The 17,264-nt window shown below is 51.1% G+C and carries 14 protein-coding genes; 5 read left to right on the top strand and 9 right to left on the bottom strand.

Features of this window, described 5'->3' with window-relative positions; all coding sequences use genetic code 11:
* The first annotated feature begins 157 nt into the window (after positions 1-157).
* Both BZG78_RS01000 and BZG78_RS00995 read left to right on the top strand, forming a co-directional pair.
* Complete coding sequence (locus BZG78_RS01000) at positions 158-493, top strand: helix-turn-helix domain-containing protein (RefSeq protein ID WP_077660136.1); 336 nt, start codon at positions 158-160, stop codon at positions 491-493.
* Positions 486-1,892: a HipA domain-containing protein gene (locus BZG78_RS00995; RefSeq protein WP_077660135.1), complete on the top strand. Its 1,407-nt coding sequence runs from the start codon at positions 486-488 to the stop codon at positions 1,890-1,892. The genes BZG78_RS01000 and BZG78_RS00995 overlap by 8 nt, the downstream gene beginning before the upstream one ends.
* Positions 1,893-2,094: 202 nt before the next feature.
* Here BZG78_RS00995 and BZG78_RS00990 read toward each other — a convergent pair whose 3' ends face one another.
* Together BZG78_RS00990 and arcA are read right to left on the bottom strand one after the other, a co-directional pair.
* Positions 2,095-3,240 (bottom strand): DUF3103 family protein, encoded by a 1,146-nt coding sequence (locus BZG78_RS00990; RefSeq protein ID WP_077660134.1) that lies wholly within the window; start codon positions 3,238-3,240, stop codon positions 2,095-2,097.
* Positions 3,241-3,638: 398 nt separating this feature from the next.
* Positions 3,639-4,859 carry an arginine deiminase gene (gene arcA / locus BZG78_RS00985; RefSeq protein ID WP_021022643.1) on the bottom strand — a complete coding sequence of 407 codons (1,221 nt, stop codon included), beginning with the start codon at positions 4,857-4,859 and terminating at the stop codon, positions 3,639-3,641.
* Between the two features lie 327 nt (positions 4,860-5,186).
* Between arcA and rraB the strand changes: the two genes are divergently transcribed.
* Positions 5,187-5,570, top strand: coding sequence for a ribonuclease E inhibitor RraB (rraB, locus tag BZG78_RS00980; RefSeq protein WP_021022642.1), 384 nt, complete (start codon positions 5,187-5,189; stop codon positions 5,568-5,570).
* A gap of 65 nt (positions 5,571-5,635) precedes the next feature.
* Here the strand turns inward: rraB and BZG78_RS00975 are convergent, their stop codons facing one another.
* The 5 genes from BZG78_RS00975 to pepA form a co-directional block, all read right to left on the bottom strand.
* A complete protein-coding gene (locus BZG78_RS00975) occupies positions 5,636-6,166 on the bottom strand; it encodes a GNAT family N-acetyltransferase (RefSeq protein ID WP_077660133.1) in 531 nt (176 codons plus the stop codon).
* Between the two features lie 127 nt (positions 6,167-6,293).
* Complete coding sequence (locus BZG78_RS00970; protein WP_021022640.1) at positions 6,294-6,677, bottom strand: DUF2061 domain-containing protein; 384 nt, start codon at positions 6,675-6,677, stop codon at positions 6,294-6,296.
* Positions 6,678-6,915: 238 nt separating this feature from the next.
* Positions 6,916-9,774, bottom strand: coding sequence for a valine--tRNA ligase (locus BZG78_RS00965; RefSeq protein WP_077660132.1), 2,859 nt, complete (start codon positions 9,772-9,774; stop codon positions 6,916-6,918).
* 18 nt (positions 9,775-9,792) lie between these two features.
* Entirely contained in the window at positions 9,793-10,293 is a 501-nt protein-coding gene (locus tag BZG78_RS00960) for a DNA polymerase III subunit chi (RefSeq protein WP_021022638.1), read from the bottom strand.
* A gap of 150 nt (positions 10,294-10,443) precedes the next feature.
* Positions 10,444-11,955, bottom strand: coding sequence for a leucyl aminopeptidase (gene pepA, locus BZG78_RS00955; RefSeq protein ID WP_021022637.1), 1,512 nt, complete (start codon positions 11,953-11,955; stop codon positions 10,444-10,446).
* Positions 11,956-12,149: 194 nt separating this feature from the next.
* Between pepA and lptF the strand changes: the two genes are divergently transcribed.
* Positions 12,150-13,250, top strand: a complete 1,101-nt coding sequence (gene lptF / locus BZG78_RS00950) for an LPS export ABC transporter permease LptF (protein ID WP_021022636.1) — start codon at positions 12,150-12,152, stop codon at positions 13,248-13,250.
* Entirely contained in the window at positions 13,250-14,323 is a 1,074-nt protein-coding gene (gene lptG / locus BZG78_RS00945; protein WP_077660131.1) for an LPS export ABC transporter permease LptG, read from the top strand. The genes lptF and lptG overlap by 1 nt, the downstream gene beginning before the upstream one ends.
* A gap of 138 nt (positions 14,324-14,461) precedes the next feature.
* Here the strand turns inward: lptG and BZG78_RS00940 are convergent, their stop codons facing one another.
* Together BZG78_RS00940 and BZG78_RS00935 are read right to left on the bottom strand one after the other, a co-directional pair.
* Complete coding sequence (locus BZG78_RS00940) at positions 14,462-16,414, bottom strand: TonB-dependent receptor (protein WP_077660130.1); 1,953 nt, start codon at positions 16,412-16,414, stop codon at positions 14,462-14,464.
* Positions 16,415-16,710: 296 nt separating this feature from the next.
* Complete coding sequence (locus BZG78_RS00935; RefSeq protein ID WP_077660129.1) at positions 16,711-17,262, bottom strand: BON domain-containing protein; 552 nt, start codon at positions 17,260-17,262, stop codon at positions 16,711-16,713.
* Between the last annotated feature and the right edge of the window lie 2 nt (positions 17,263-17,264).

The following is a 17,264-nucleotide window of genomic DNA, read 5'->3' as shown; positions in this document are numbered from 1 at the left end:
ATAGAGCACAAAGATAGATTGAACTCGCAAACCAAACATAAGTAACTTAAATTACACTTTTAGATAAGTTCTTATACATTCACGACAAAAGTGAGTTATAGTGAACTTATATGATGAGGCGAACTTAAAAGTGACAAAAGTACACTAAAAGGCACTTATGAAAAAAGGCAAGATGGTAAAGGCACAACCTATGCCTGATTTGAATACCGAGTTCAGTATGGAAACGCTGGGGAGCGCTATTCGCTCAAAGCGCACCGATAGAGGCTGGCGTATTGATGATCTCGCTTCAAAAGCCAATTTATCTCGCAGAACAGTCATGAAGATAGAAAAAGGCGATACCAGTGTCACCTTTGCCAATGTACTTGTCCTCATGGACATCTTAGGGTTGTCTTTACGCCTTATCGACCTAAACCTATTTGCTCGTCCACATAGCCAAATAATCTCCCAAGCGGAAAACAGCGTGATAAGCAGTGAGGACGGTTGGTATGAGTAAGTTACAACAGTTAGATGTATTTATCGGTACGAATACCAAAATTGGCCGTTTGATTCTCCCCGTCGGAACAGAAACAGAGTTCTCATTCATCTATGAATATGAATGGAAACACACGGGGTTCCCGATTTCACAACACATCCCTTTCGTTGATCAGGCTTCGCCACGCAGTATCGAGAACTATCTTAGAAACCTCCTTCCTGAAGGAGAAGCCTTTGAGGAAATGATACAAAACACCACCATCTCCAAAAGCAACACGTTCGGACTAATTCGTAAGCTTGGTGCGGAAACATCTGGTGCATTATCTTTTCGAGTGCCAGGTTCGGAGCCTCAAGAAACCAGCTTTAGACCTGTACCTAATGAGGCGTTGGTAGACCGATTAGAGCGTAACTTAGCGCCATTGGTTTATTGGGATGGCAAGGTTCGCCTTTCGGTTGCAGGTGTGCAAAATAAGTTAAACGTACTTAAGCGCGGCGATGAATGGGGGTTTGGGGAAGGCAAATTAAGTTCAAACTACATTCTGAAGTTTGAAAGCGGTAAAGCACAGTGTATTGCTGTTAATGAGTTCTTCTGCATGACATTAGCCAAGCTAGCTGGTTTGGACGTCGCTAATGTTGAGTTAACTCGCATTGGGAAGACGAGGACACTGAGCATAGAGCGGTTCGATCGAGCCTATATCGCGACTCGTGATGTCGTTCAACGAAAGCATGTGATTGATGGTTGTCAGGCAACTGACTTACCTCCAGGCTACAAATACGAGCGTCAGAATGGGGATGAAGGCGATGGCGTGTATATGCGTGATGGCGTTTCTTTCCCGCGTCTACTGAGCGTCAAAACCATAGACACGGTAACCACCAATCTAAAACTTACCCAATGGATGCTCTTTAATCTCGCAACGCTAAACTATGATGCTCATGGTAAAAATATTAGCTTCTTCGTCACCCCTAAAGGCCTAGAGCTGACTCCTTTTTATGATTTAGTGAACATAGAAGCTATTGCTCAAGAGGGAGCAAAGCGCAATTCGCGAAGCGGTAAATTGTCTGCTGATGAGGGGCGGGCCGCCAGTATCCCTCAATATTTTGCAATGTCGATTGGCGATTGGGAAAGTGAAGACTTTCAAAATCCGCCGAAAGGCAACTTCCAACGTCCTATCACCAGCTATGATTTAGCTGAATTCGGCGCTCTGCTGGGTTATTCAGGCACCAAAATGGCGGCCATAATGGTAGAAACCGTTGGTGCTATAAAAAATGCGCTGAAGGAAGCGGTTGACCTTACCGAAGCTCAAGGAATCGACGATGGGGAACGTGAACACATAAAGCTGTGTGTGTCACTCATCCAAACAGAGTGTGCATACTTGCTAACGCAAGCCGACGGTGTGCCAGAAATGAGCAAGCTTCTTTAATGGCAAATGCAGAGTAACCAAACTCGACAAGTGCGGCCTGATGATTTTGTCACGACTTCTGTTCAGGGGTCGAGCTCAGTATGCATTCCCACGCAGGAGCGTGGGAACGAGTAATAGAGATCCAGGGCAGTAAAGTCACAGTGAAAAAACGCAGCCCCACGGCTGCGTTTTGTTTATCTCACTCAATGAAACCAAGCCTGTGTTATTGAGTCGGCTCAATGGTCAGTGGCTCCCAGGTCGCCATGGCATTGCCGCCGGCGCCGTATTGGTCTGGGTATGCACGGCCTTTAAGCAGGGTGTAGTACACATCAACAAAGTCATCATCGTTGGTCAGCCAGCCGTCGGGGATGGCTTCGATGATTTTTCCGGTGATTTGCGTGACCACGCCATAGGCTTGCGCTTCCAAGTCGGGGATCGCGGCTAGGATATCACTCGCCACCTCGTTAAGTTTCAGCGCCAGCTCTTTGTAGTTGGTGCCGTCGTCTTGCTCCATTAAGATCACGTCTGCCGCGCCCCAGCGATAACGATCCCAATGGATCATCACTTGGTTGGGGTAATAGGTGGTTTTGTCGTAATCCAAATACGGCATATCGACAATGTCGAGCGTCGGTTCATCGCGGCTGGGGTTCACGCCGGTGACAATGGCATACACTTCCGCCGCGCCTGAGATCCAAGGTTCTTGGTCATCTTCAAGGCGAATCGTTTTCAGCACTGTGGTGTGAATGGGTTGTGGCTCCGCCGCCATCATTGGGGCGCTGCGACGGACACGTGGCGCAGGATTTTGCTCCGCGAGGGTGCGGCGCATCACTTCTAGGCCAGCTTTGAGGGAGGCTTTGCCATTGGTATCGACAACCAAAACAGGACGGTCAGGCATTTGATAGACGTCTAGCCAGAGGGTGTTGCCCTCGGTGTCAAAGGCCTCAATTTGGGTCCAGCTTTTTTCATCACCGGCCGGCTCAAAGGCAAACAAAGGCGCTTGGCCGGCTTGCCAACGCGCGAGCATGCTTGGGTCGGCTAAGCGTACTTCGAGCAGTTGGTCGGCGACGTCTTCGACCCCTTGCGCCTCACGCAATGCACGGTCAGCGCTGTGCAGCTGAGTATCCAGGCTGCGTTTACTGCGTGAGCTGTGCGCTTGAGGCTGTGTCAGTGCCGATAAGGGGGCATTTAAGCCATAACTATTAATATTGCGCTGTAGCGTTGGGGCAATTTGCGCATAGTCTTGGCTGAGCTGTTTGGCGGTGTCGCGTTTTATCTCTACCACGTTGTTATCTGCGCTACCGGCAAAAGCGGGGGTGAAAACCTGAGAAAGGCCGGCGAATAGCAGCGAGATCAGTATTTTTTTATTCATCGCATGTCCTCTTGTGTACTTCAACTGACGTTAGCTAGGGCTAACGCTTTGTATCTTGCGATGCTTGTCTTTAAACACGCTATCTCAAATAAAAAGAGCTGTGAGTACAGTTCACAAAAAAACTGAAACTCTAATTCGAAATTAGTCATTTTTGGAATTGGAGTAAATACTCACTAATGAAAAAGAATGAGATTTCCAGTAATCAGTCGGTATGAATGTTGGCAGTTTTAACCGTAACTGATTGATTGGTGAAATGAAGCGATGAGAGGGAGTGGGAAAAGAACCATCAATGTTGTAGGCCGTGCGGGTAAGCCATAAACACGATAGCAGACGGTAAAAGGTGGGAGAGAAGAGCGTGGGGAGAGAACCGCCAGCATTGCACTGGCGGTGTTGAGTGCTTAAATGCCGTCGCGTTCTAGCGGACAGCTCATGCAGCGTGCACCGCCTCGGCCTCGACCGAGTTGGTCGCCGGGAATAGAGAGCACTTTAATGCCGGCTTTATCATATTTTTCATTAGTGTAGGTATTGCCTTCGTAGCCAATCACGACGCCTGGACGCACGGTCAGCACGTTGTTGGCATCGTTCCATTGCTCACGCTCGGCGGCATAGCTGTCGCCGCCGGTAGTAATGATGTTTAACGGGCCGACATCCAGCGCTTTTTCAATCGCGGTGAGGTAGCAAGACTGTGCTTCCACGTTAAGGCTGTCTTCCCCTTTACGGGTTAAGCGCCAGCAAGGCAAATCAGGGCGCATCACCGTGGGGTAGACTGAGAAAGTATGGATATCCATGTGGGTCATCACGGTATCCAGGTGCATGCATGAGCGGTTTTTCGGTAATTGCACCGCAATCACTTCTTTGGCTTGACCGCTAAACAGTAGGCTACGCGCTAGCTGTTCAACCCCTTGAGGCGTGGTGCGCTCGGACATGCCAATCAAAACCGCGCCGCGGCCAATGACCAGCACGTCGCCACCTTCAATCGCGGCGTTGTCGTAATCGCGGACCTCATCACCGAGGTAATTGACAAATTGGCTTTGCGCGAACTCAGGATGCCAGCGGTAAATGGCGCGCAAGTGATTGGTCTCTCGCTGGCGGGCGGATTTCGCCATTGGGTTGAGTGAGACGCCGCCATACACCCAGCAGGAGGTATCGCGGGTAAACAGATGGTTGGGCAGCGGCTCAATCACGAAGTCGGTTTTGTCGTGCATCGCTTGCATCATCGAGGATGATTGCACGGGTAAATCGATATAGCTTAAGCCACCGAGCAGAATGTCCGCGAGCGTGTTGTGGTCGATATCGGCCATGTAGGCGCGCACATCGTTGGCAAATTGATAGCCAAGACGGTATTGGTTGAGCTGGGTGTCGAGCAGCCATTGCTTGGCATCAGGTTCGGCTAATGTCTCAACCAGTAAGTCGTGCAGTAAGTGCACCTGCACGCCTTGATCCGTGAGTGTGCGGGCGAACATATCATGCTCTTCGCCGGCACGCTCTACCGCCAGAACATCATCAAACAACAAATCGTGGCAGTTAGATGGCGTTAGGTGGTTTAACGCTCGTTCAGGGCGATGAAGCAGAACGCGCTTCAGTTGCCCAACTTCGGATCCAACGTAAAACTCACTCATGGTAGGTCCTCTTTTTCCTTAATACGGGCCAGGCAATGAGACAAACAGCGCCTTGCACATCCGGGATGTGTGCTCACCGATAAGGTGGGAATGCGGGCCGTTTGCACAGGGTGGGCGTGTCTCATGTCCTCCTTGGATGGTCGAATAATGACAACCTTCCGAGGGGAGATCAATGTTACAAATCACTAACAATCTCGCCAAACTAGCAAGGTCACAGAAAATTCATCAACTTGGCGGTTTTATCGTCAGCTTTGCGGTGAGCGAACGTGGCATTTTTGCCGAAACCGTGCCATATTGCGCCCGTATTCATTTTCTGGAGTCGCGCTTATGTCACAGGCTGAACTGATTGAACAACAACACCAAGAAACGCGCATGATTATCGAGGAGCTTCTTGCCGACGGCAGTGATCCGGATGCGTTATATACCATTGAGCACCATTTATGCGCCGATACCTTTGCGGCGCTGGAAGATGCGGCGGTCGAGGCCTTTAAAATGGGCTTTGAGGTAGCAGAGGCTGAAGAGCTCGAGCTGGAAGAGGGCGGCACGATTGTTTGCTTTGATGCGGTCATGGAAACCGCCTTGAATGCCGAACGTATTGATGAGCAGGTAGAAAAGTTGGTGGCGTTGGCCGATAAGCACAACATTGATTACGACGGCTGGGGTACCTATTTCGAGTCGGATGAAGACGAAGAAAGCCCAGAAAGCGAGTAAATTTACTCGCACCAGTAAGCCTCAAAAAGCCACGTTCGCGTGGCTTTTTATTTGCCTGAACTTGTTTACAGCACCTTTATCATGGTGACTTCACAGCTGTCGTGACCGGTGTTTCCCATCCTAGGACACGGCACAAAACCGAGTGACTGATACAAGGTAATGGCGGCGGTGAGGTTGGCGGTGGTCTCGAGGTAGCAGCGCTGATAGCCCCATTCTCGCGCCGTATCCATCGCCTTGACGGCTAACCGCTTTGCGATGCCTTTGCCGCGTAATGCTGGCAGAAAGTACATCTTCTGTAGTTCACACACACCATCGTGCCCAGGCAAAGGGGCGACACCGCCACCGCCGAGGATCACTCTATCTGCTTCAATCACCCAATAGGCGGCATGCGGGTGCGTATATTGTTCGCTGAGATAATCGAGGGTGGGATCGGCCACGCTAAATCCGGCATCGGCACTAAGACCATGTTCGGCCGAAACGCGACGAATGACATCGGCAATGGCAGGGTTATCGCTCGGCGCAATTAAGCGCACGTCGAGGGACGCAGGGGCGTGTGAGTCAGCCTTGCGTAAATTTTGGGGGCAATCCTTAGCCATTAATACACTCCGGATAATAGATTTATCGACAATCTATCTCACTGAGATGGCTTTCACAACTCAATCGCGATACAGGCAAGGCGGCGATCATTGCGCGTTGTTCGGCGTCACTATCCCCGGTGTGGTTTTAGTGGTGGTGGCCAAGGTGCACCGGCGCGGGTTTTACCCCATGACGGCGCTGCCAGATTTTTTCATGGAAAAAGTAAGCCAATGTATTGATGCTTGGCTCAACCAGCGCTAATGCACCACCGACTAACCAATCACCGCTGATCAAATAGCCGACCAAGAAAGCGACGTTAAAGTGGATCACCGCAAAGCTGGCGGTTTTAATCACCGGACGCGCTTGACGGCTTAGTTTCCAGATTTTTTCATGAAGGTAAAAGGCACCCGTGTTGACCGTTGGCTCGGTCATGGCAATTAAGCTACCTAAAATGATATCGCCGGTGAGCACATACGCGACCGTAAAGGCGATCGAAAAGTGGATAGCGGCAAAACTGAGTGTCTTTTTCATGGTGTAGCTCCTTCGCGGCAACACGCGTTTAATCAACAATGACAGTATGTACGGTTCATGTCGATAAATAAAAACGGTTCTCACTATCTTTTAGATAGAGAAGGGCTATCAAAGGCGATCAGTGCTGGTACAACAACCGTTGAGAAAGTGACCAAGCCAATTGTGTGCTGGTGTTGGGCATAAAAAAAGCCACGCCGATTGGCGTGGCTTATCACAGGGTATCGGTAAGACCGATGAACTATAACGCAGCGATGGTGACCTTTTGCTCACCGAGCTTGGTTAAGGTGTCACGATAGCCATCGAGCTTTTCACGCTCTTTCGCTACCACGGCTTCGGGCGCTTTAGCGACAAAGCCTTCATTGCCAAGCTTACCTTCAACACGCTTGATCTCACCTTCGATTTTGGCGATCTCTTTGTCCAGACGCGCCAGTTCGGCATCTTTATCAATCAAGCCCGCCATTGGGATCAAGATCTCAGCGCTGCCAACCAAGGCAGACGCACAGGCCGGTAGCGTTTCGCTGCCGTCCAGTACCTTGAAACTGCCCAGTTTGGCCAGTGCGTTTAAGGTGGTGCTGTTGCTGCTCGCACGATCAGCATCACGTGAATCGGCGGCTTTTAGCATTACGTCAAGCGGTTGGCTTGGCGCAATATCGTACTCAGCACGTAGGTTACGGATGCTGACGATAAACTGCTTCACCCACTCAATGTCTTCTGACGCTTGGGTGTTCACGTGGCTTTGATCAAATTGCGGCAGAGGCTGCTGCATAATGGTGTCGCCTTCCACGCCGTTTACCAGCGGTTTAACGCTCTGCCAGATCGCTTCGGTGATGTAAGGGATCACAGGGTGCGCCAGACGCAAGGTTTTTTCCAGCACGGTGATCAAGGTATAACGGGTGGCACGCTGTTGTGCGTCGTCACCTTTCCACAGCACCGGCTTGGTCAGCTCCAAGTACCAATCGCAGAATTGATGCCAGATAAACTCATACAAGACGCCCGCCGCCATATCGAGACGGTAGTTGTCGAGGTGGGTGTTAAAGTCTTTGGCCGCTTGTTGGAACTGAGACTCGATCCACTGATCGGCATTTGAGAAGGTCATCTCGCCGCCGTTCATGCCGCAATCTTGCGCTTCGGTGTTCATCAGCACGTAACGGCTGGCGTTCCAAAGTTTGTTACAGAAGTTGCGGTAACCTTCCAGACGCTTCATGTCCCAGTTGATGTCACGGCCGGTAGAGGCCAGTGCCGCCAAGGTAAAGCGCAAGGCATCGGTGCCGTGGGCGTCGATGCCGTTTTCGAAGGTTTTGCGGGTCGCCTTCTCGATTTTTTCAGCCAGCTTAGGCTGCATCATGTTACCGGTGCGCTTGGCAACCAGATCATCAATACCAATGCCGTCAATCATGTCGAGTGGGTCAAGCACGTTGCCTTTCGACTTCGACATCTTGGCGCCACTTTCATCGCGAATCAGGCCGGTCATGTAGATGGTTTTGAACGGGACTTGTGGCTTGCCGTTTTCATCTTTGATGAAGTGCATGGTCATCATGATCATGCGCGCCACCCAGAAGAAGATAATATCGAAGCCTGACACCAATACATCGGTAGGATGGAAGGTTTTCAGTGCATCGGTATTTTCTGGCCAGCCGAGGGTGCCGAATGTCCAAAGCGCCGATGAGAACCAGGTATCGAGCACGTCTTCGTCTTGGCGCAGCGCGACGTCGTCGCCAATCTGGTTGTCACGACGGACTTCGTCTTCATCGCGGCCCACATAGACGTTGCCTTGGTCGTCATACCAGGCAGGAATGCGGTGACCCCACCAAAGCTGACGCGAAATACACCAGTCTTGTACATCGCGCATCCAGGCAAAGTACATGTTTTCGTATTGCTTGGGCACAAACTGAATGTCGCCATCTTCTACCGCTTTGACTGCCGGCTCGGCGAGCGGCGCGGTGCGCACGTACCATTGGTCGGTCAGCATCGGCTCAATGACCACGCCACCGCGGTCGCCATAAGGGACGGTCAGATCGTGATCTTTGATTTCACCCAGCAAGCCGAGCGTGTCAAACTCGGCGACGATCGCTTTACGCGCCGCAAAACGTTCCAAACCTTGGTAGGCGGCTGGAATGTCGCTCGCGTAGGCGGTGCTTGGCTGGCCTTTGTGATCAAACACTTCTGCGTGCTCGCGGATATCCGCGTTCAGGGTCAAAATGTTGATCATTGGCAGCTGGTGGCGCTGGCCGACTTCGTAGTCATTAAAGTCGTGCGCGGGAGTGATTTTTACACACCCGGTGCCTTTTTCCATGTCGGCGTGTTCGTCGCCCACGATCGGGATACGACGATTCACCACTGGCAGTAACACGTGCTGACCAATCAGATCTTTGTAGCGCGGATCGTCTGGGTTTACCGCAACACCGGTATCGCCCAGCATGGTTTCTGGACGGGTGGTGGCAACGACAATGTAGTCTTTACCGTCTGCGGTTTTGGCACCATCAGCCAGTGGATAACGGAAATGCCACATGTGGCCTTTCTTGTCTTTGTTTTCCACTTCCAAGTCCGAAATCGCCGTGTGCAGTTTCGGATCCCAGTTCACCAAGCGTTTGCCGCGATAAATCAAGTCTTCTTTGTGCAGGCGCACAAACACTTCTTTTACCGCATTGGAGAATCCTTCGTCCATGGTGAAACGTTCGCGATCCCAGTCGACAGAAGCTCCCAAGCGGCGCAGCTGTTGGGTAATGGTACCACCGGATTCGCCTTTCCATTGCCAAATTTTGTCAATAAACGCGTCACGGCCGTAGTCGTGCTTGGTTTTGTTTTCTTCGGCTGCGATCTTACGTTCCACCACCATCTGCGTGGCAATACCGGCGTGGTCGGTCCCCACTTGCCAAAGGGTATTTTTACCTTTCATGCGCGCGGCACGGGTCAGGGTATCCATGATGGTATCCTGAAACGCGTGGCCCATATGCAGGCTACCGGTTACATTCGGAGGTGGGATCATGATGCTAAAGGCATCTTTGCTGGTATTACCATGAGGTCGGAAATAGCCCGCCTCTTCCCAGCGCTGATACAGCGCTTTTTCAATTGATTGTGGATTATATGTCTTTTCCATAGCGCTCTTGAAAGATCGTCAAGGGTTGGGCGATTGGTCGATGGCCAAGGTATGAAGTTGCAGGCCTGCCAGTCGGTATGCTTTATATCGGTGACGCGCGTGCTGTTTAAGCGTCTCATCGCAAGGGACGAAGTCTACCACTTGTGCAAACGAAGGCGCAAAATTTGATGCCTCTGTCGCCAAATTGATTAACACACTGCGATGACCTGTATGGCGCACACCTGGCCAGCCTATTTCCACCGGTGCGCCGCCTCGCGGCCCTTCACCGACCAGATTATGGGGCACGAAGGTATCTGGGTCACGTTGCCATAAAGCGTCATCCAATTGATGCGCTTGGGCTTGGTCCTGTGCAGCCAGATAAATGCGTTGCCCTTGTTGATAGTAGTAAAAAGCCAAATCAATGGCCGTGTCTATCAGTATTTGTTGTTCACGCGCTTGCTGCTCAGGTGTCAGCCCCAGGCTGTTGCTGTCGTCTGCCGGCTCGGGCGGCGACAAAAGATAAAAGGTGGCGGTGGGCATATACGCTCCTAAATGTGAGAAACGGCCTCCGTCCCAAAAGCGGGGTGTCCGGGTAGCGCGGAGCCATCAACATAGCCGATTGTGCGTGCAGACACCAGTGCCGGATAAAGTTTCAACAAAAAAGGAGGCCGGTGGGCCTCCTGTTCGTGGTTACTCTTCCAATTCAAGCCCGGAGCGGTTGAGTAAAAATTGCACCAGCAGAGGAACGGGACGGCCGGTGGAACCTTTTTCTTTGCCGCCGCTTTTCCAAGCAGTCCCAGCGATGTCTAAGTGTGCCCAGTTGTACTTTTTGGCAAACCGAGACAAGAAGCAGCCCGCGGTGATGGTGCCACCGCCTTTACCACCAATATTGGCCATATCGGCAAAGGGGCTATCGAGTTGCTCTTGGAACTCATCCGTCATTGGCAAGCGCCATGCGCGATCACCCGCTTGCTCTGAGGCACTAATAATATCGTGCGCCAAGGGGTTCTGGTTAGCAATCAGGGCGCTGATGTGATGGCTCAGTGCCATAATGCACGCGCCGGTGAGGGTTGCCACATCAATCACACACTCTGGCTCATAACGCTCTACATAGGTGAGGGCATCACAAAGTACTAAGCGACCTTCGGCGTCGGTATTGAGCACCTCGACCGTTTGCCCTGACATGGTCGTCAGGATGTCACCTGGACGGTACGCTTGGCCGTCTGGCATGTTTTCACAACCGGCGAGCACACCCACGACATTGATAGGTAGGTTGAGCTCGGCCAAGGCACGCATCACCCCAAATACCGATGCGGCACCGCCCATGTCGTACTTCATCTCATCCATACCGGCACCGGGCTTAATGGAAATACCGCCCGAGTCAAAGGTGAGGCCTTTGCCGACGAGCACAATCGGTTTTGCCTCTGGATCAGGGCTGCCCTTGTACTCCATGATCGACATCATCGATTCATTTTTTGAGCCACGGCCAACCGCAAGATAGGAATGCATGCCCAGCTTGTCCATTTCTTCTTCACCGATAATACGGGTGGTGACCGCATCATAGTCATCGGCTAAACGGCGCGCTTGCGAGGCAAGATAGGCAGGGTTCGCCACGTTCGGTGGCATATTACCCAAATCTTTACAGGCATTCACACCAGAAGCGATCGCTAAGCCATGCGCGATGGCACGCTCACCCAGGTTTAATTCACGACGCGTTGGGACGTTGAACACCATTTTGCGTAATGGGCGACGAATTTCTGGCTTAACACTTTTAAACTGGTTAAAGGTGTACAGACTGTCTTTGGTGCTTTCAACCGCTTGACGTACCTTCCAGTATGTATCACGGCCTTTAACATGTAGCTCGGTTAAAAAGCAGACCGCTTCCATCGAGCCGGTTTCATTGAGGGTGTTGATGGTTTTTTTGATGATTTCTTTGTATTGGCGCTCGCCGAGCTCGCGCTCTTTACCACAACCCACCAGTAATACGCGCTCAGATAACACGTTCGGAACATGGTGTAGCAGGAGCACTTGGCCGGGTTTACCTTCAAGATCACCGCGGCGCAGCAGGGCGCTGATGTAGCCGTCGCTGATTTTGTCGAGTTGCTCGGCCACGGGGGACAGGCGGCGAGGCTCAAACACGCCAACGACAATACAGGCACTGCGTTGCTTTTCGGGGCTACCGCTCTTTACACTGAACTCCATTTGTACTCCTAGATCCTAAAGACAATTGAGACCAAATGTTGGATAATGCCGCCACTATATGTTGTTGAACGCGCGTTGATGCGTCCAGATCAGCCGGCGGTCAACAAATGGCCGAAAGATTAGAAAACAACTAATTAACCCAGAAACTATAGTTATTCGAGTAAAAAAACAAGTTTTCCATAGGTGCCTTCGCTTTGATAATTGTTCGATATTTGATCCGGGAGACAGTTAAAACACAAGTTGCCGTTTTATTTGTGTTGTTTCTGGTCTTTTTCAGCCAAAAATTTATCCGTGTGCTCGCCAGTGCCACGGAAGGATCGATCCCGGGGAATCAGATCATTACCTTAGTCGGTTTATATATGCCGTCGATGGCAATGCTGATGTTACCTTTGAGCTTGTATATCGGCATTTTGATTACATTCGGGCGGCTCTATGCTGAGAGTGAGATCACGGTCATGAACGCCACTGGGATTGGCAATGAGTTTCTGATCCGCGCTGCGCTGTATCTCGCGATTATCACCGGATCCGTGGCGGCGTTTAACTCGCTTTGGCTAACGCCATGGGCCAATAACCAAGAGCTCGAGGTGATGGAGCAATTAGAGGCCAAATCCGGTTTAGAATTGTTGGTGCAAGGGCAGTTTCAAAGTGCGCCATCGGGTGAGGCGGTGATTTTCGTCGATAATATCGAAGATGATGGTAAAACGCTCAAACAGGTATTTGTCGCTCAGCCCGTCCCCCAAGGCTCTTTACTGCCGAATGTGGTGGTGGCCGATAAAGGCTATGTGTCTGAGCTGCCTGACGGTCGACAAGTCTTGGATTTGTTAGAGGGAACCCGTACCGAGGGCGTACCGACTCAGCTTAACTATGGTGTAACGACCTATAAAAACTATCAGGTATTGATTGGTCAGCGCGAAGTGCGTGAAAAAAGTCGTGACTGGGATGCGATGCCAACCTTGCAGTTGGTTGGTGAATCAAGTTTGAAGGCGCGCGCCGAACTGCAGTGGCGTATTTCCTTGGTATTGTGTATCCCCTTGATGACCATGATTGTGGTGCCGTTATCGGCGGTGAACCCGCGTCAGGGACGCTTTGCCAAACTCTTCCCCGCGATAATGATTTATCTGGCCTATTTTTTATCGATCAGCGCGGCGAAATCCGCGGTAGAAGATGGCGATCTGCCCGCACAAATTGGCCTGTGGAGTATCAATGTGGCCGCCTTATTACTGGCCGTGATCCTCGCCAGCTGGGATTCGCTACCGGTGAGAAAACTCAAAGCTAGCTTAAAAGGATCTGCCTGATGTTTCGCATTCTTGATTGGTATATTGGCCGGACTCTGATAGGCACCTCGTCACTGTGTTTGGCGACCTTGGTGGGATTGTCTGCGATCATCAAGTTTGTCGAGCAGTTACGCTCGGTCGGTGATGGTACCTACACCATGGGCAAAGCGATTTTGTATGTGTTGCTCAGCATGCCGCGCGATATTGAAATGTTCTTCCCCATGGCGGTTTTGCTGGGGGCATTGATTGGCTTGGGAATGCTGGCCTCAAGCTCAGAGCTGGTGGTGATGCAGGCCGCTGGGGTGTCGAAACTCCAAATTGGCTTATCAGTGCTTAAAACGGCCATACCGTTAATGTTGATTGTGATGGTGCTGGGCCAGTGGGGCGCACCGGATGCACAAAAAGCCGCTCGTGAGCTGCGTGCCATTGCCAAATCAGGCGGAAACGTGATGTCGGTGCGGCGTGGGGTTTGGGCGAAAGATGGCGACGACTTTATTTATATCGCCCGCGCAGATGAGCAAGATACGCTGACCGGTGTGAGCATTTGGAAGTTTGATGGCCAGCAAACCATGACCAATGTGGTGTTTGCTGAGCGTGCTGATTACCTCAATAAAGACAGTTGGATGCTTAAAGATGTGACCATTACGCGCATGCAAAATCAAACCGCGCTGAGCAATGTAGAGCAGGATGAATTGGTTTGGAATACCACACTGACGCCTGACAAATTAGCGGTGGTGACGGTGAAACCCGAAGAGCTACCGCTATCGGGTTTGTATAGTTATGTGTCGTACCTTAAAGCGTCACAGCAAGATGCGTCACGTTATGAGCTGGCTCTGTGGCGCAAAGCGGTACAGCCGCTGTCGATCGCGGTGATGATGCTGTTGGCGCTGAGTTTTGTCTTTGGCCCTTTGCGAAGTGTCACCATGGGTGCGCGGGTGCTATCAGGGGTGATTTTTGGCTTTGGCTTTTATATCGCCAACGAAGTCTTTGGGCCGATGAGTTTGGTGTATCATCTCCCTCCGGCCATTGGTGCTATCACCCCAAGTGTCATTTTTCTGGTGATCACCTTGCTGTTACTGAGACGCAAGCTGTAGCGCTGAAAGTAAACGCTTAGCGACAAGGTAAGGTGATGACATCAGTGCTTTGGCAAATCAATCGCGAGCGTGAAGAGATTAAAAAAGGGCCGATAACATATCGGCCCTTAGTTTATTTGATCATTCTCTAAGTGTAGTTTAGAAGCTGTAGCTCATACCTAAACGAACATCGCGCCCAGGCTCAGGCATGCTACTGCCGCTGTTTAAGGTGAACGAGCTGTGCTCGCTGTATTCCTTGTCGAGCAGGTTGTTGACCGCCAATGAAACCGTGAGCCCTTGGTAGGCCGCTGGTTGCCACTGTGCGCGCACATCATGCACTACATAGCCAGGCTTCTCGTGTTTACCTTCTGGCACATCGGTCAGCCTTTCCACTCCGGTAAGGGTATATCCTAAGCTCACATCGGTATCGACTAGCTGATATTGCGTATCCCACACCCAAGTGTTACCGACTGACGCGCCAATTGCCATGGCGTCGCCTAAAGGATCGCCATTTTCATCTTCCATGTCGACGTAGCTATAGCTCAAACGGGTATCGAGTTGCTTGAGCATCCAGTTAACACTGGCTTCGACGCCTTGGCTCGTTACATCACCCTCTAGGTTGTAAAGGTAATTCGGGTCACTGTGGCGATCATACGCTTGGTAGTTTTCTATTTGGGTATTGAATCCTGTCAAGGCAAGGTTGAGCGTATCTTGCTCGGCTAGCATCCCATAACCTTGCCATTCAACCCCGATTTCAGCTTGTTTAGCGTGCTCGGGTTTTAAGTCTTTATCTACTGCAACGGCACCGCCAGTCAGCAACACTTCACGTGTTTTGGCACCGCGTACGGCTTCACCGTAACCGGCATGGAGACGCAGGTTGTCAGTGGCTTGATAGCTCAGTTGTAGGTTCGGTGATACTTCACTGCCATCGATCTCACCTGCTTGGCCATAATCGGTGTGGTAATCATCAAAACGGGCACCCCAAGCAATGCCAAGGTCGCTGATTGTCATTCGATCTTGCAAGAAAACACCAATGTTTCTGGCTTTGTCTTGGCTGTTAGGACCATTCGCTTCTTCATAATCGATATTGTCGGTTTTTTGCTCGAACATATCGATGCCAGCGGTGAGGTCATGCTGCAAAGCACCGGTATTGAAACGCATACGATTACGAATATCACCGCCAATATTGCGTGAACGGCTGAATGTCTGGCTCTCAATGCGATCAAGGTCGAGGGTGTTTTGATAGAGCTTGGTGGTCAGTTCAATCCAGTTAGAATCCGGCGCCCAGCGATGTTGGAAAGAGAAGGTTTCGCGCTCGGTTTCTTGATAGCTCTGTGACTGACGGCTGAATTCAGGCATGTGCGCACGGATAAAGTAATCGCCCTCATCCGTCCGACGTTCGGCGCTAACACGAACATCATGATCACCGTGCTCAAGAAGCGAAAGCTTGACCAAGTAGCTTCGCTGTTGGCTGGCAGTAGCAGGTTGTAAATCACCACCACCGTGACGATAGTCGTCACTATTGCGACCTTTCATGTAGGCAAGAATGCCCAGTGATTCGCCAAGGCGACCATACACAGCGGAACTGCCCGAGGTCGCATTTGCCGCGCTTTCGTGGCCGGCGGAAAAACGGGCACCGATATCTTGCCCTGCGCGAAGCATGTCTTGCGCATCTTTGGTTTCAAAGCGGACGCTACCTCCTAATGCGCCAGGGCCACTATCAGCGCTAGCAGGTCCGGACTCTACGCCAACACGTTTGAGCAATTCAGGCTCAATATTTAAACGCCCTTGGTGATGGAACAGGTAGCCACCTTGAGCTGCACCATCAACGGTAATGTTGAGGTTGGTATCTTCAACACCGCGCAGATAGACCTTTTGTCCGGTGCCAATCCCGCCGCCGACGTTAATGCTGGCGGTATCGCGGAACATGTCTTCTAGATCTTGTGCCTGACGTGCTTCAAGCGCTTCGGCATTAACCGCTATTTTGCCTTGTAGGCTGTCAGCGGTGACAGTCACTGTCTCGACCGGCTTTGGGTCTTGAGCATGAGCGGGCAGACTGAGCGTTCCCGCGGCGATAAGAGCAAGGGTGAGCGGTCTTAAACGTAAATGCATGTCATACTCCTATGCAAATAGTTCTCATTTGATTGTGGGGGGCGGAACTATATCAAGGCGAGATCAAAATAACCAATAAAATCACATTAAAAATGCGTATTGTTACGATTATCATCTGCCTATGTTGCTAAATGGATAGACTATGTGACGTGTTTGTTTTTAATAAGAAAATAGAGAGGCAATCAGAAAGCTAATGCAGGTGCTATGCGGTGGAAACGGACGAGAAAAGAATGAAGACGGAAAATAAGAGGGCCAGCAATCATGCCGGCCCACGCAAAAGAATACGTCTTTTAACGTTAATCTTTTTTAGATTGAGGCGCATCTAGGTATTCAAACGCCTTAACCACGCCTTCTACACCGCGTATATTGCGCGCTATCTCAACCGCTTGGTCCGCTTGTGATTGGGTGACGGCGCCCATTAAAAACACTTCGCGGGCTTCAGTGACCACCTTGATATTTACCGCGCGTAACTGGTCATCGGCGATAAAGGCTGCTTTGACTCGGGTCGTTAGCCAGCTATCCGTACTGATATCGGCCAAGCCAACCATTGGCGTTTCACGGACTTCGTTATAGACAACATCGACGTTATCCAGGGCTCGGACCCGTTCAACCAGTTGCTGGGTGAGGGCCTGGTCGGTGCTTTGCCCGACTAACAGAACTTGCCCTTGAAACGATGCCGCTTTAACGCGAAGCTTATTTTTGAACGGGGCTTTGTTCACGATCCCGGCGGTATTGAGACCAATTTGGGTATCGTGCCACTCTTCTCCGGTCGTACGAGGATCGGAGGAATAAATGGCGGAACACGCTTGCAGCGTCAGTGCCAATATCAAGGTCATGATAACGCGCATGA

It is taken from the genome of Salinivibrio sp. MA351 (assembly GCF_001996065.1).
Classification (GTDB): Bacteria; Pseudomonadota; Gammaproteobacteria; order Enterobacterales; family Vibrionaceae; genus Salinivibrio; species Salinivibrio costicola.
This window is presented reverse-complemented; position numbering and strand designations above follow the sequence as displayed.